General features: G+C 50.3%; 11 protein-coding genes and 2 pseudogenes. 2 read left to right on the top strand and 11 right to left on the bottom strand.

Translation table 11 applies throughout. The features are described from left to right. Positions 1-4: 4 nt before the first annotated feature. The 11 genes and pseudogenes from AC566Q_RS09685 to AC566Q_RS09635 all read right to left on the bottom strand — a co-directional run bounded on the left by AC566Q_RS09685 (position 5) and on the right by AC566Q_RS09635 (position 13,120). On the bottom strand, positions 5-928 hold the full coding sequence (locus tag AC566Q_RS09685) for an ABC transporter permease subunit (protein WP_279318845.1): 924 nt from the start codon (positions 926-928) through the stop codon (positions 5-7). Between the two features lie 108 nt (positions 929-1,036). Continuing rightward, the gene (locus AC566Q_RS09680; RefSeq protein ID WP_499616175.1) at positions 1,037-2,428 is read right to left on the bottom strand and encodes a CmpA/NrtA family ABC transporter substrate-binding protein; all 1,392 of its coding nucleotides are present in this window, start codon (positions 2,426-2,428) and stop codon (positions 1,037-1,039) included. Between the two features lie 266 nt (positions 2,429-2,694). Beyond that, a complete protein-coding gene (locus AC566Q_RS09675) occupies positions 2,695-3,693 on the bottom strand; it encodes a glycosyl transferase family protein (RefSeq protein WP_499616172.1) in 999 nt (332 codons plus the stop codon). Beyond that, complete coding sequence (gene cobA, locus AC566Q_RS09670) at positions 3,674-4,570, bottom strand: uroporphyrinogen-III C-methyltransferase (protein ID WP_499616169.1); 897 nt, start codon at positions 4,568-4,570, stop codon at positions 3,674-3,676. The genes AC566Q_RS09675 and cobA overlap by 20 nt, the downstream gene beginning before the upstream one ends. Next, complete coding sequence (locus AC566Q_RS09665) at positions 4,554-5,015, bottom strand: (2Fe-2S)-binding protein (protein WP_499617440.1); 462 nt, start codon at positions 5,013-5,015, stop codon at positions 4,554-4,556. The genes cobA and AC566Q_RS09665 overlap by 17 nt, the downstream gene beginning before the upstream one ends. A 162-nt stretch (positions 5,016-5,177) precedes the next feature. Further along, positions 5,178-5,492: pseudogene (locus tag AC566Q_RS09660) on the bottom strand (molybdopterin dinucleotide binding domain-containing protein); the annotation flags it as partial. A gap of 330 nt (positions 5,493-5,822) precedes the next feature. Further along, positions 5,823-7,289 (bottom strand): annotated as a pseudogene (locus AC566Q_RS09655) (molybdopterin-dependent oxidoreductase); the annotation flags it as partial. Positions 7,290-7,312: 23 nt separating this feature from the next. Continuing rightward, on the bottom strand, positions 7,313-7,666 hold the full coding sequence (gene nirD / locus AC566Q_RS09650; RefSeq protein WP_499616166.1) for a nitrite reductase small subunit NirD: 354 nt from the start codon (positions 7,664-7,666) through the stop codon (positions 7,313-7,315). Between the two features lie 10 nt (positions 7,667-7,676). Then, positions 7,677-10,223: a nitrite reductase large subunit NirB gene (gene nirB / locus AC566Q_RS09645; protein WP_499616164.1), complete on the bottom strand. Its 2,547-nt coding sequence runs from the start codon at positions 10,221-10,223 to the stop codon at positions 7,677-7,679. Positions 10,224-10,525: 302 nt separating this feature from the next. Then, on the bottom strand, positions 10,526-12,250 hold the full coding sequence (locus AC566Q_RS09640) for a bifunctional protein-serine/threonine kinase/phosphatase (protein ID WP_499616161.1): 1,725 nt from the start codon (positions 12,248-12,250) through the stop codon (positions 10,526-10,528). 6 nt (positions 12,251-12,256) lie between these two features. After that, entirely contained in the window at positions 12,257-13,120 is an 864-nt protein-coding gene (locus AC566Q_RS09635) for a formate/nitrite transporter family protein (protein WP_105936662.1), read from the bottom strand. A gap of 480 nt (positions 13,121-13,600) precedes the next feature. Here AC566Q_RS09635 and AC566Q_RS09630 point away from each other — a divergent pair, with 480 nt between their 5' ends. Together AC566Q_RS09630 and AC566Q_RS09625 are read left to right on the top strand one after the other, a co-directional pair. Next, entirely contained in the window at positions 13,601-14,884 is a 1,284-nt protein-coding gene (locus AC566Q_RS09630; protein ID WP_499616157.1) for a nitrate- and nitrite sensing domain-containing protein, read from the top strand. Between the two features lie 62 nt (positions 14,885-14,946). After that, a complete protein-coding gene (locus tag AC566Q_RS09625) occupies positions 14,947-15,396 on the top strand; it encodes an energy transducer TonB (RefSeq protein WP_499616154.1) in 450 nt (149 codons plus the stop codon). Positions 15,397-15,442: the final 46 nt, after the last annotated feature.

Raw genomic sequence — 15,442 nt, 5'->3', positions numbered from 1 at the left:
CCGCTTAGCGCAGCACTGCGTTTTTGTCCCAGCTCACCAACCGCTGTACCGACAGCATCAGACGGTCGAGCAGGAAACCAATTAAACCAATGGTGATAACCGCTACCATAATGCGTGCCAGTGACTCTGAGCTGCCATTCTGGAACTCGTCCCAGACAAACTTACCCAGGCCCGGGTTCTGTGCCAGCATCTCAGCCGCAATCAGCACCATCCAGCCTATGCCGAGTGACAAACGTAAACCGGTAAAAATCATTGGAATAGACGCTGGCAATACGATTTTCTGCACATGGCTTAATGGCTTTAACCGCAGTACCTTACTCACGTTCACCAGATCTGAATCGATGTTGGAAACGCCTACTGCAGTATTAATTAGCGTGGGCCATAAGCAGCACAACGATACTGTGAAAGCCGAGGTAATAAACGATTTGGAAAACATCGGGTCATCACTGACATACACAGCACTGACCACCATGGTCACCAAAGGTAACCAGGCCAGCGGTGACACCGGTTTAAAAATCTGGATCAGCGGGTTCATGGCCGAGTAAGCGGACTTACTCAAACCACACAGAATTCCCACCGGCACCGCCACGATGCTGGCAATAAAAAAGCCCACCATCACCGTGTATAAACTGGTCCATATCTGATCGAAGAACGTTGGCGCGCCGGTGAAATCACGGATTTTCGGCTCGTAGGTCGGGTCTTTTGCTACCCGTGCTGCGTTGCGCTCCTCCTGACGAGCGTAGAAAGCTTCTGCCTTTTCACGCTGTGCACTGTGTTCATCGATTAACGTAAAGGTTTGTTCCCACACCTGCGCCGGGCCAGGAAACTGCCCCAGCGACGTATCGATGTTTTTGGCTACCACATTCCAAATCGCGAGGAATAATAATATGCCAACAACAGGCATCAATAATTTTGGTACGGTGGACATAATATTCCCTAACACATTTTTACCGCGGATCTGGCCAATATGGCTGACAACTGGTACCGATTTACTCATCGTCTTTACCTTTTATCATCGAGGGTCCGGGAGGCACGGTTACAGAACCGTGTCGCCTTTCAGACCAATTGAGAATTTCTCTAAGTATTCATTGGGCTTGCTGCCATCAAACGTCACGTTATCGATAAACTCTGTTTGCGGCGGCTTAAAGCCGGTTTCTGTGTCGAAGTCAGGAAAATCTTTAGGATCGGCCAGACCTTCTTCAATCAGCGCTTTTGCAGCCAGGGTGTAGATATCAGGGCGATATACGCTCTTTGCTGTTTGCATGTACCAGTCGTCAGACTTAGGCTCTGCAATCTGTCCCCAACGGCGCATCTGGGTTAAATACCAAATTGCATCGCTGTAGAACGGGTAAGTCGCGTTGTGGCGGAAAAAGGTATTAAAGTCTGGCACGTCACGCTTATCGCCTTTTTCGTATTCAAAGGTACCGGTCATGCTGTTAGCAATAACGTCGGCATCGGCACCTACATAGCTGCTCTTGGCCAGAATTTTAACGGCTTCCGGGCGGTTAGCGTTGTTGTTTGCATCTAACCACATGGCCGCGCGGATCATCGCCTTAACCACGCGAATGTGCGTATTGGGGTTTTCTTCGGCCCAGGTTTTGCTCACACCGAACACTTTTTCCGGGTTGTTTTTCCAGATTTCGTAGTCGGTAATAACCGGTACACCAATCCCTTTAAATACCGCTTGTTGATTCCACGGTTCACCTACGCAGTAACCATAAATGGTGCCGGCTTCCATGGTCGCTGGCATTTGCGGTGGTGGCGTTACCGACAGCAGCGCCTGAGCATCGATTTGGCCTGAGGTATCACCTTTGTGCGGTGCATAGTAACCTGGGTGGATGCCGCCTGCGGCTAACCAGTAGCGCAGCTCATAGTTATGCGTGGAAACCGGAAATACCATGCCCATTTTAAATGGCTTGCCCGCTTGTTTGTAACTCTCCACCACCGGCTTTAAGTAGTCGGCTTTAATTGGATGTACTGGCTTGCCATTTTCAACCGGAATGTGCTTTTCCATCTCAGCCCAGACATCGTTAGAAACGGTGATCCCGTTACCATTTAAGTCCATGCTGAAAGCAGTAATAATGTGGGACTGGGTACCAAAACCAATGGTGGCGCCGAGCGGCTGACCAGCCAGCATGTGCGCGCCGTCAAGCTGGCCGTCAATAACGCGGTCGAGCAGCACTTTCCAGTTAGCCTGAGCTTCCAGCGTGACGTACAGACCTTCGTCTTCGAAATAGCCTTTTTCATAAGCAATCGCCAGTGGCGCCATATCGGTAAGCTTGATAAAACCAAACTTCAGCTCTTCTTTTTCTGGCCAGCCAATATCCTCAGCAGACACGGTAGTCACTGAGGCAGTAAATAATGACGCAACCAGTGTCAGAGAACCTGCCACCTGCTTGAACTTGTGTTTTACAGTCTTGTGTAACATGTACTTTCCTTAAGCCAAAAAAAAACCCACCCGTTCGAAATGACATCGTCATTGTGAACGGGTGGGCTTCGTTGCCGTGTACCTCGCCTCGTTAGAAGACAGCAAGGTATTAATAAATTGTTTAGGTATAGCGCATACTAGTATTGCTATTTAGATATATACACATTTAGTGCCAACATTTAATAACCATTAATTTCAACAACTTATGAATTTCGGTTATTTGTCGCCGAAATTCAGCGACTCATCGTAGTGCATTTTGTGCACTGTCAGTGCTCACTGTGAAAAGGCAATGCCTGCTTATGGCGCATTTGCCATAGCTCTGTTGCCCGCTGTTGGGCCTCTTGCTGGCTTAATTTTTCCAGTAACATCAGATACACCGCCAGCGAAGCAATCACGGCCTGACGGGCATAACCGTGTTCCAGATCGCCCCGCCACACCGCTAACATCGTCGCCACTGAGAAATCACGTTCTTTCATTGCCCAGCCATCCGCTTCGGGTAACACCAGTTTGGTAGTGGCGCCGCTTCGGGTGTAATACAAATCTGTTGGTCTGTCGCGATTCACCTCAGGGTCGCCGCCGTCGCCACGAAACACCAGTGACTGCTGTGAGCTAAAGGTTTCATTAACTTTGGCATGTCGCTCATCCAGGTGAGTATGGTATACCCCCTGTACTGCAAACGGCGCATTACTGGGGTTTAACAGCCTTGCCAGGGTATTGGCACAGGACCGTAAGCCAAATAATTCGCGCAGTTTAATAATGCGATCAAGCTCGGGTAGGGCAATGCCTAAATCCAGATAACAGACATTCATGCTGCCCATGGTTTGCTCGGCATGTTGCACCGACGTTGCCAGTGGCAAACCCAACTCGGCCAGGGCATGGCTGGCATAAAAGCGTTTTGAACCGGGTTCTGACGCCCCATGCAGGCACACCCGGTAGCCAACGCTTGCAAGTAACGCCGCGCTCAATAAATACCAGGGTAATTGTCGGCGTTTACCGGCATAACAACCAATATCCACACTGGCTTGCATTGCGCTTAATGCGGCGGGTAACTTGTCGCGACAGGCGGCAATAAAGCCGCATAGCTCTTCAACAGATTCTTCCTGCATGCGCAGCAGCATCAAAAAAGCGCCGGCTTGTTCCGGCGCTATAGATTGGTTGAGTAATTGAGAAAAAGCATCAAAAGCTTCAGCTTGAGTAAGATGCCGGGCGCCCCGCTGGCCTTTGCCGAGGGCTTTGATGTATTCGCTAAATGGCGCGTTGCTCATAGGTATGATGTAACAAATCGGCGGTGATGGGCTGACGGGCAGAAACCACATGACCAATCACGGTAAGTGCCGGTCCTTCGATTGCCGCGTCGAGCACGCGTTGATAAATATCGCTGACGGTGCCAACGATAACCTGCTGTTGATTACAACACGCGTTTTCAATCACTGCAACGGGTAAGTTAGCATCAACACCGGCTTCTGTAAGACGCTGAGATAACAACGCTAAACGCTTCAGCCCCATATAAACCACCGTGGTTTCCCGCGCACTGCTTTGGGCAATGGCCTGCCAGTCTGCCTCTTTGGCCGGGTCCTTAAACTGCGCGGTCATAAATCGCACAGACTGAGCAAAACGGCGATCAGTGAGTGGAATGCCGGTGTAAGCGGAAGCGCCGGACGCCGCCGTTATTCCGGGCACAATAGCAAACGGAATACCCGCCTGATGCAGGGCATCGGTTTCTTCGCTGGTGCGGGCAAAAATCGCCGGATCGCCGCCTTTTAAGCGCACTACCCGCTTACCCTCAAGCCCAAGCTCAACCAGCCTCTGGCAAATCATTTCCTGGGGCACGCTGTGCTTGCCACAACGTTTACCCACAAACTCGCGGGCCACATGACGGGGAATACAATCGAGTACCGATTGATCCACCAGCCAGTCAAATAACACCACGTCGGCTTCCTGTAATAAGCGGTGTGCCTTCAGCGTGAGCAGTTCAGCATCACCCGGTCCGGCCCCAACGATAAACACTTCACCAGTTTGACCAGTTCGCCCGGCGGTATTTCTGTCTGCCGGAGTATCATGTTGCGGGCCAAACAATGCCGCACCCAAACGGGACACTTTTAACATTAGCGGCATCATCAGAGTATTAAAGCGCATATTCATTAGTCGTTTCCTCGTTTTGCTGCGCATCGAGGGGCATCGATGCAATCAGACTGGCCAGTTCGGTTTTACACGAACCACAATTAGTACCGCACTTCAGCGTCTTGCCAAGCTCACTAACGGTGTTAGTGCCCTGGCTAATGGCTTGCGTGATAGTCTTTTCACGCACGCCGAAGCAACTACATACCACTTTACCGAGGCGGAATGCTTCGTCTGGCTGCTGTTCTAACAAGCCGTTAATCTGTTCAGGTGTTAGTGACTCACTGCTATACAATGAGTCCAGCCAGTCGCGCGGTATATCGTTTGGCCGGTGGTTAATAAGAACGGCGAGAATAAGCTTTTCTTTCCGGGTAACCACAACACTTAGCTGGTCAGGCCCTTGCTTGGTAGCCCACTGCGCATCTCGCGGTAAACACGGCAGGATATCGCTGAGCACTTCCTGTGGCATGCGCGGGTCCGCCACATCAATACTGTGCGCCACAGGCGTTGGCATCTTAAGATAATAATAAGCCGCCTTTTGTAAACGCTGTACCAGTGATTCTTCACCAAAAATAATGCCATAGCTCTGCATCTTCACCGGGCTTAATTTAATAGCACCGTGTTTTAATTCCGGCTGACCAGACAGCGCATCGTTTACGCCATTCAATAAGGCGCCAACCCGGGCATGAGAGCCCCAGGTAGCAGACCAGTGAAACGGCGCGAACACTTCTTTACGACGCTGTTTATCATCGATTTTTACCGGCAAAATGACTTCTAAATCGCCAGTACAGGCAGCTTCCGCTTTGATCAGATCACCGTCTTTAACATCAAGTGCTTGTGCATCCACTGGATGAATACTTAACCAGGGCCGGTCGATATGTTTGAGTAAGCGCGGCGCATTACCTGTACGGGTCATGGTGTGCCACTGGTCCCGCACGCGGCCGGTGTTTAACACAAACGGGTATTCGGCGCTGGTTTGCTGCTCAGGTAAACGTGGCGTGATGGCCACAAAATTAGCTTTGCCGTCTGGCGTGTAAAAAGACCCGTCAGCAAACAGCCGGTCTGTCCCAATACGGTGGGTGTTACTCAGGGGCCATTGCTGCGGGCGCAGACTATCGTATTGTGCGATGTTTAAATCGGCCAACGGGCCTAAATCCAGCGCACGGCTGCCGTTGTTGTTGGCAGCGGTCAGCGCACAATGCTCTGCAAAAATCTCGGCCGGATGCTGATAGGCAAACGCCTCTTCAAAACCCATTGCCCGGCCTACCATCGACAGAATTTCCCAGTCGTGCCTGGCTTCACCCATAGGTTCAACCAATCCGCGCTGACGGGAAATCCGCCGCTCAGAGTTAGTTACGGTGCCGTTTTTCTCCGACCAGCCGGTGGCTGGCAGCGCAATATGTGCATAGTTAAGGGTATCGGTTTGTGCTGCGGTGTCTGATACGATGACCAGCTCACAATTTTTTAGCGCGGCTTCCACTAACGCCCGGTTTGGCATGCTGGCTACCGGGTTAGTTGCCATGATCCAGAGGCATTTAACTTTGCCATCGGCCGCCGCCTGAAACATATCCACCGCCCGTAAACCGGGCTTAGTGATTAGATTCGGCGCCTGCCAGAATGCTTTAACCGTAGCATGGTGCTGAGGATTATCGATATCCATATGCGCGGCCAGCATATTGGATAAACCGCCAACCTCACGGCCTCCCATGGCATTAGGCTGACCGGTAATCGAAAACGGCCCACTGCCCTCTTTGCCGATTTTGCCTGAGGCTAGGTGGCAATTGATAATGGCATTGCCTTTATCCACACCACTGGTTGACTGGTTAATGCCCATGGAGAAAAACGTAATAGCCCGGGGCAGGCTCGTAAACCAGTTGAACAACAACTCTATTACGGCAACCGGTACATCACAGGTTTCAGCAACCTTCGCTACCGTCCACGCTGATACTTCAGCCAGCGCCTCGGCAAATCCATTGGTTGAATTCTGGATAAACGTATCGTCTAGGGAATTGTGATGGGCAAGATAATTCAGCAGGCCACAAAACAATACGGCATCGGTGCCTGGCTTAAGCGCCACATGCAAATCGGCCAGTGAACAGCTGTCGGTTTCTCTGGGGTCTACGACCACTACTTTCATGTCCGGGTTACGCAGTTTAGCCCGTTCGATGCGCTGGAATAATACCGGGTGCGTCCAGGCCGCGTTGCTGCCGGTAAGAATAAGTAAATCGGTGTGTTCGAGGTCTTCGTAATTGCACGGCACGATGTCTTCACCGAATGCCCGTTTATGAGCAACCACCGCAGAAGACATACACAGCCGCGAATTAGTATCGATATTCGCAGTACCAATAAACCCTTTCATCAGCTTATTGGCAACGTAGTAATCTTCGGTAAGCAACTGACCTGAGCCATAAATCGCTACGGCATCCGGGCCATGTTGCTCAACAATACTTTTCATTCTGGCCGCAATGATCGACGTTGCTTCATCCCAGCTGGCCTGCCGACCAAACACCACGGGCTTGAGTAAACGCTTATTACCGTCCAGGGTTTCCAGCAGATGGGTGCCTTTGATACACAGGCGCCCAAAGTTAGCCGGATGTTCAGCGGAACCTTTGAGCTCGCTGAGGCTACCTGTCATGCCACCGCTTTGCATCACATCCACACCACACCCCACACCACAATATGGACAGGTGGTTTGCACCAGTTTACTGGCTGGTTGGCGTTGGGGGCTTACATCTGGCAGCATGGCATTCATAGTTTCGCTCGTGATTAAAGTTCGATTAACACACGGTCGTGATCAACGCGCACCGGATAGGTGTTAACGCTGATATCATCACGTTCCAGGCACGTTCCCGAAGCCAGGTCGTAGTGTTCTTTATAAAGCGGTGACGCCACGACAATTTTATCGGTCAGCGTGCCCACGATGCCGCGATACAGCACATTAGCCTCACCAATCGGATCCCAGTTACTGATAACATAGAGATTCTCCTCGCCGTCGAGCTGGACACTGAAAATCGCTACCTGTACATCGCCGATTAGCGCACACACACCACTGTTAGTGACCAGGTCATCCACATGACACACATCATGCCATTGAGCAATAATATTAGCCTGAGCCTGCATGATAATTCTCCTACACGAGTTCTACGGGAATGGCTTTACCAGCCGAAAATTTTTCGGCCTTGGTGGCCGGGCGAATCTGCTCGCGTTCGGTAACGAACTGGATATTTGAATCCGACTCATCACTGTTAACGAACTGACGAAAACGTTTTAATGCTTCAGGCGATTCAACGGTGGTTTTCCACTCGCACTGATAGGTATCGGCGATATGCTGCATCTGCGCTTCAAGCTCGTCGCAAATGCCCAGCGAATCGTCAATGACGACTGATTTTAAGTATTCCAGTCCGCCTTCAAGATTTTCCATCCATACTGATGTACGCTGCAGACGATCGGCCGTTTTGGTATAAAACATCAGCACCCGGTCGATGTATTTCACCAGCGTGGCATCGTCCAGATCGGTGGCGAATAAATCTGCGTGGCGCGGTTTCATCCCACCATTACCACACACGTAGAGGTTCCAGCCGTTTTCGGTGGCGATAACGCCAATGTCCTTACCCTGCGCTTCAGCGCATTCACGGGTACAACCAGACACAGCAAATTTAATTTTGTGCGGTGCACGCAGGCCTTTGTAGCGGTTTTCTAAATCAATTGCCTGACCCACTGAGTCCTGCACGCCATAACGGCACCAGGTACTGCCTACACAGGATTTAACGGTACGCAAGGCTTTAGCATAGGCATGCCCGGTTTCAAAGCCGCCGGCCACCAGTTCTTCCCAAATAGCCGGAAGCTGGTCGACACGGGCACCGAACAGGTCGATACGCTGACCACCGGTAATTTTGGTATACAGGTTATAGCGCTTGGCCACGTCACCTAATAAAATGAGTTTATCCGGCGTGATCTCACCACCTGCTACACGCGGCACAATGGAATAAGTACCGTCTTTCTGCATGTTGCCCAGATAGGTATCGTTGGTGTCCTGCAGCGGCTGATGCTGTTTAGCCAGAATGTAATCGTTCCACACCGAGGCAAAAATCGATCCGGCAGCCGGTTTACAGATATCACAGCCAAGGCCTTTACCGTGTTTTTCCAGCAGTTCTTCAAAGCTTTGGATTTTGCCAACCTGAATCAGGTGATAAAGCTCCTGACGGGAGTAGTCAAAGTGCTCACAAATGGCCTTGGACACTTCTACGCCGCGTTTTTCCAGTTCGCTGTCGACCACGTTTTTCAGTAATGCCGCACAACCACCACAGCCTGTAGCTGCTTTGGTGCTGGATTTTACATCGCCTACCGAGCAGCAACCGCCGTCGATGGCACCCACGATGTCGCCTTTAGAAACGTTGTGGCACGAACAAATGGTTGCCGTATCACCCAGCGCATCGGCCCCCAGCAGCGGTTTTTCCCCTGCTGACGGTAAAATTAAAGACTCCGGGCTATCCGGTAACGCAATACTGTTTAATGCATACTGAAGTAAGGTGTCGTAATCGCTGGTATCACCAATTAACACGGCGCCCAGCACCAGGGATTTATTAGCATCGACAACCAGCTTTTTATACACCCCTTCCGGCTGATTGTGGTAGGTGTATGACAACGCGCCTGGTGTACGGCCATGGGCATCACCAATTGAGCCTACTTCTACGCCCATTAGTTTCAGTTTGGTGCTCATGTCAAAGCCGGCAAATTCACCTTCATTACCGATGATATCGGCGACGGCAGCGCGAGCCATGGCATAACCAGGCGCAACCAGACCATAAATTTTCTTATCCCACAGGGCACATTCGCCGATGGCATAAACATTCTTATCAGAGGTTTTACACTGATTATCGATAACAATACCACCCCGTTCGCCGATAACTAACCCGAATTCACGAGCCAGCTGATCGCTGGGACGGATCCCGGCAGAAAATAGCACCAGGTCGGTTTCCAGGTGCGTACCGTCGGAAAACTTCATGCGGTAGCGACAGGTTTCGCCGGCTTCAATACATTCGGTGGCTTTTTGCGTGTGAACCTGCACGCCGAGCGCTTCAATTTTGTCTTTCAGCAACTCACCGCCCATCGGGTCAAGCTGGACGGCCATCAACTGCGGGGCAAATTCCACCACATGGGTATCAAGCCCGGCCTGTTTCAGCGCATTCGCCGCTTCCAGGCCTAACAGACCGCCGCCCACCACAACGCCCACCTTGCTTTGCGCGGCAGAAGCGCTGATGGCTTCTAAGTCTTCAATAGTCCGGTACACCAGACAGTGTTCCTGATCGTTACCCGGAATAGGCGGCACGAAAGGGTAAGAACCGGTTGCCAGTACCAGGGTATCGTACTCATACGTGTCGCCTGATTGGGTTGTAACAACCTGCTTTTCACGATCGATGTTGGTAACCCAGGCGTTGGTGACAGCATTTACGCCCCAGTTCTGATAGGTTTGCTCATCGGTCAGCGCCAGGTCAGCAGCGGTTTTGCCGGAAAAGTAAGAAGAGAGATAAACACGGTCATAAGCCAGTCGGCTTTCGCCACTTAATACCGTGATATGGCAGTTATGCTCACTGTTAATCAATTGCTCAACAAAGTGGTGACCCACCATACCATTACCAATAATAACGATGCGTTGTTGCCGTGATGACATGTTCATTTCGTCTACCTTTTTTAAAGGCAAAAAAAAACCCACAACCATTCCTGGTTGTGGGCTTCGTTGCCTGTTTAAGCATTTGCTAATCTGTTTGTGTAGGCTCTTGTACTACGCTATTGCTTAGCAATGTAAATGGCACAAGAGTCTTGATGTAAATCTGATACCAATAAAGCAATACAAGTTAAGTGCCAACATTTATAATTAATGACTTTCAATCACTTAGCTTTTTTAATGCTCATCTGCCCCATACTGACACGCACCAAAACGAAGCAGAATCCTGTTCTTGGTGCATCGCACTGGCTACTTTAGGGTGCGTCGAACAGCAGCACCAGCAATACAATTACCGTAATAGCCAGAATGCCGGAGATTCCCTGCCATACCCGAACCGGGTGACGCTCCATCAAGGGTAGCGTGCGTCCATACGCCGGATTAGGATGGTGCAGGTCATAAACAAATTCCGACAAACTTTCGTAGCGTTTGGTAGCCTGAGGATGACAGGCACGCTTTATGGTGGCATCCAGCCACGCCGGTACCGACACATTGCGCTGATTTAAGCTGATGTAGCGCAGTTTGAGTAAGGCTGAATAACTGGTCTTTTTGGCCACGCCCGCATCATAGGGATACTCCCCCGACAACAGGTAATACAGTAATACCGCAAGAGAGAACTGCTCAGCGCGCTCATCTGGCCACAGGCCAACGAAATACTCCGGCGCAGCAAACAGCAAGTCGCCGGGAATAAACAACTGCTCGCTGGCCATTAAAAAGTTGTGACCGGAAATGCTGGCAGCGCCATAGTCAATCAGCGTAAGGGTATTGTTGTCGCCAACCAGCACATTCTCCGGACGAATATCCTGATGCAATATCCCCTGCCGGTGCAGCGCAGTTAATGCGCCCGCTACTTGCGTAGCCCAGTCTCTGAGTACCATCAGATCAGGCGCGCCATTATCATCACGCCACTGCCGCATACTAATGCCCGGACAGTATGTCAGCACAACGTAAAAACAGCTGCGGGAAAACGTCTCACCAACGCCAGCAAGTAATTGTGGATGACTCACCCGCTTAGCCACCCACTCCTCTTTAATCATTTCATCCAGAAAGCCGCTGTTATCCTGCATCGACACGGCAGGCAGTTTAAGCACCACGAGCTCATTGAAGTGCTGATGGCGTGCAAGATACACGCTACTGCGTTCGGTGTTGCTAAGCTGCTTTTCCACTCGCCAGTCGTCAATAACGCTGCCAGTGGTTAGCGGGCTCTGAATAAATGGCAGGTAACCGGATGACTCATAGCTCACCGGTGCCGGCGGATGAATGGACTCAGCATTAACCGCAGCGATGGTCAGGTTATCATTACAACCAAAATCCAGTGCCATCGTAGCAACCTGTTCGCAGCCCTTATTTAAGTCGGAGTCGGTGTTAGCTTGATGTAAAACGGCTAACCAGTCTTCGACACTAAGCGTTTCGGCGATACCGTCGGTCATCACCACAAAGGTATCGCCGGGCTGAATATCCCTGACGCTAATATCGACATGTAATTCGGGCTTAATACCCAGTGCATTACTCAAATAATACTGGCCGCCCTCACCTTGCTGACGATGGTCTACGGTACACAATTGGGCCTTGTGCTGACGCACATGATAAATACGGCTGTCACCGCAGTGCAGCAAGATGGCTTTGTCACCATGCAGCAGCACGGCACTAAAAGTACACACGTAGCCCTTATCCGGATTCTCCCGATAAGGGCTAAGCTGTGACTTGATATACAAGCGGGTGTTAAGGGTTCGCAGGACCAGCTCGGCGGCACGCGCTGGTGACCATACGTCGGCAGTCATCAGGTAATCGCGAACAAACTCATTTATAGCCAGTTCGCTGGCGTACTGACTTACCTGACTACTGCTGATCCCGTCTGCTACGGCGGCAATCACGCCACGACGCTGCAAACGCGAAAAATCAGGCACTGTCACAGCGTGACAGTCCTGATTAATGTTTTTTATTCCTTTGCCGGAGAATGCTCCCCAGCGTACTTCAGGCATAAAATATTATACTTTATCGTTCACTTTCGCCGCAGGCACTGCTTTGTTAGTACCACCTGTGGCCAGTACACGCTTAGGTGCCGTTTTAACGTGCGTTGAATAAAGCGTCAGACCAGTGAACGCTAAACCACCTACCAGGTTACCTAAAGCTGTTGGGATCTCGTTCCAGATGAAATAATCCATCACAGAGAAGTCACCCCCCATAATCAGGCCAAACGGGAACAGGAACATATTAACCACTGAATGTTCAAAACCCATAAAGAAGAACAGCATGATAGGCATCCACATCGCCAGTACCTTACCGCTCACGTGGGTAGAAATCATCGCACCGACTACACCCAGTGATACCATCCAGTTACACAGCATGCCGCGGATAAAAATAGTAAACCAGCCAGCTGCACCGTATTCAGCATAACCCAGAGTACGCGCCTCACCGATACCGGCCACTTTGGTAGCAATAGCGCCGCCATCGGTGTTGTAACCCATGGTAAAGATAAACGACATCATAAAAGCAACGGTTAACGCACCGGCAAAGTTACCCAGGAACACCAGTCCCCAGTTACGTAAAATTTGCGGCCAGGTAACACCGGGCCGTTTAGCCAGCCAGGCCAGCGGCGCCAATACAAACACACCGGTTAACAGGTCAAAGCCCATCAGATAAAGCATACAGAACCCAACCGGAAACAGGATAGCCCCAATCAGAAACACACCGGTTTTAACAGCGATTGTAATCGCAAATACTGCAGCAAGCGCCAGAATAGCACCAGCCATAAAAGCACGAATTAACGTGTCGCGGGTCGACATGTAAATCTTCGATTCACCCGCATCAACCATTTTGGTTGCAAACTCAGAAGGTAGTAAATACGCCATATTAATCACCTAAATATATTGAACAAAAACACACCCACAAACACTTCATTACAATCGTCAGGCACAAAAAAAGGCGTCCGCACTCACCCCCTGAGAAGTAAGTTGCGGACGCCTTTATCCGAATTCTTTTCCAATTGTAAAACCATTACGGTTTGCTGTTTTTACAAATACAATTTCGATGCCAATTCATATAAAAACAAATTAAATCTATTTATCAACAACTTAAAAATAGTCTGTAATTTTTCAAAACAATTCCCCTTAAGCATAGCGCGCCACGATAGCGCAATTTCACCAATTAAGTGCATCCATTAACGGTACAACTTACTATGCTGCGGTTATTATTGCGCGTATTTTAGGCAAACCGTCCATTTACTGTTGATTTAAACCGCAAACAGCGCGCTTTATGACTAAAGTATTACATAGGAATAAGAATTGCTTATCTCTCAGGTTTAACAGCCAGCGAACATTTCGGAGCGCCTGATGAGCAAACACAGTGACATTACCAAGCGATTTTTATTGTCAGCTAAGCATCAGGAAATTCAGGCATTACAGCATTTGTCTTCAAACTGCCGCACGGTAAAAGCCGTAAAAGACATGATTCATCAGCTCCAGCGCGAACGTGGTTTAAGCAATGTATTCTTAGGTTCTAAGGGCGACCGGTTTGGTGAGCAACGTCAGCAGCAAATAACCGCCAGTGAAGTCTGCGAGCAGAATTTACGCAGCCTGCTTAAGTCGCTTTATCTTGGCCAGCACGACAACGGCCAGTCCATGCGATTGCTTAGCAGTATCACCTTTGCCCTGCAGGGTATGGATCACTTACCCGATTTGCGCAATAAAATTGCCAAGCAACAACTTACGCCGCTGGAATCTACCAACGCGTACTGCCGCTTAATTACCGGTTTACTCGACGTAGTGTTTGAGGCGGCCGATGTGGCCAGCGATCCCACCATGACACGCTTACTGGTTGCCCTGTTTAACTTTATGCAGGGAAAAGAATACGCCGGGCAGGAACGGGCGTGGGGTGCCATTGGCTTTGCCGAGAGTCACTTCGACAGTGATCTGGGCGATCGGGTGAGTGCCCTCAGTGATTCTCAACTACACTGTTTTGAAACCTTCGAAAACTTTGCTGATGAAGAAGAAATGCAAATGTGGCAGTTACAGCAAACCAGCGACACGGCCACCCAGATCACCCGATTACGCGAAATGATCCAGTCGCTGGCCTCTGGCGGAGAATGCTCGGCTGAACTCAGCGAAATTTGGTACGACATCGCGACGCAGCGTATTGATGCCATGCAGTCAATTGAAGAGCACCTGACCGACCGCCTTACCGATCAGGCTACACTGCGCATTCAACAGGCCGAAGAAGAGCTGCGTAATCATGAATTACTGATCGCAACACTGAACAGTTCACCACCACTTACTGATACGCCAATTACCATGCTTTACGACAATACGGTAAAGGGCCTTAAGGGCGCCGGAAGAGAAGCGAAAAAACTGCCCGAAGGTTCTGCCCTGTCAGCGCATAAATCATTTTATGACCTTATCCGCGGTCAGGCTCAGCGTATTGAGGATATGGCCGATGAGCTCGGTGCCGCCAGACAGGCACTTAGTGAGCAAAAAGTGATTGACCGGGCCAAGTTGCTGTTGATGCAGCAAGGCAACTTGTCGGAGCAGCAGGCTTACCGCAAATTACAAAGCTCCGCCATGGAGCAAAATATGCGCCTATCGGATCTGGCCCAGCGAGTAGTGAGCCGTGTTGGCTAATGACGCACTGCTAAAATTTTGCTATAAATCGCTGCCAACGTAATTAGCTAAAGGACATAGCCATGAAGAAGTACCTTGTTATCAGTCTGATAAGCCTGCTTGCCGGCTGTGCGAGTAACCAACTGACCACAGATTCACAGGCGGTAGACAGCGGGCTCGAACAACCGGCAGATGAGTCTGAGTTCGCATCACTCTGGACCCAGACAAAACGGGTAAATCCACAATATCCCATCAGCGCAGCAAAAGACGGTTTATCAGGTTGTGTGAATTTGTCATTTGTGGTTAACAATGAAGGCAGGGTTACAGAACAACAAGTGACCGACTCATTCCCTAAGGGCGTATTTGAAAAGAAGGCCATTGAGGCTTTAAAGCGGTGGCGCTGGAAACCCACAACGGCTAACCCGGATAACCAGCCGGCCCGCTCTACCGTGCAGTTGGACTTTATGGTCCAGTACAGCAAAAACATCACCGAAGCAGAACAACGCTGTAGTATAAAGATACCTTCGTTTTAATAAAGATGGTGCGGCGATTAATGGGCTCGCCACTCCCGGTTGTTCC

The sequence above is a fragment of the Alteromonas sp. H02 genome (genome assembly GCF_059682525.1).
The sequence above is the reverse complement of the archived record's forward strand: the minus strand, read 5'-3'. Positions and strand labels throughout refer to the sequence as shown.

Bases quoted from the DNA above. Each gene is read 5' to 3' on its own strand.
- AC566Q_RS09685 (WP_279318845.1), bottom strand. From the start codon at position 928: ATGTCCACCGTACCAAAATTATTGATGCCTGTTGTTGGCATATTATTA.
- AC566Q_RS09680 (WP_499616175.1), bottom strand. From the start codon at position 2,428: ATGTTACACAAGACTGTAAAACACAAGTTCAAGCAGGTGGCAGGTTCT.
- AC566Q_RS09675 (WP_499616172.1), bottom strand. From the start codon at position 3,693: ATGAGCAACGCGCCATTTAGCGAATACATCAAAGCCCTCGGCAAAGGC.
- cobA (WP_499616169.1), bottom strand. From the start codon at position 4,570: ATGAATATGCGCTTTAATACTCTGATGATGCCGCTAATGTTAAAAGTG.
- AC566Q_RS09665 (WP_499617440.1), bottom strand. From the start codon at position 5,015: ATGCCACAGGAAGTGCTCAGCGATATCCTGCCGTGTTTACCGCGAGAT.
- nirD (WP_499616166.1), bottom strand. From the start codon at position 7,666: ATGCAGGCTCAGGCTAATATTATTGCTCAATGGCATGATGTGTGTCAT.
- nirB (WP_499616164.1), bottom strand. From the start codon at position 10,223: ATGAACATGTCATCACGGCAACAACGCATCGTTATTATTGGTAATGGT.
- AC566Q_RS09640 (WP_499616161.1), bottom strand. From the start codon at position 12,250: ATGCCTGAAGTACGCTGGGGAGCATTCTCCGGCAAAGGAATAAAAAAC.
- AC566Q_RS09635 (WP_105936662.1), bottom strand. From the start codon at position 13,120: ATGGCGTATTTACTACCTTCTGAGTTTGCAACCAAAATGGTTGATGCG.
- AC566Q_RS09630 (WP_499616157.1), top strand. From the start codon at position 13,601: ATGAGCAAACACAGTGACATTACCAAGCGATTTTTATTGTCAGCTAAG.
- AC566Q_RS09625 (WP_499616154.1), top strand. From the start codon at position 14,947: ATGAAGAAGTACCTTGTTATCAGTCTGATAAGCCTGCTTGCCGGCTGT.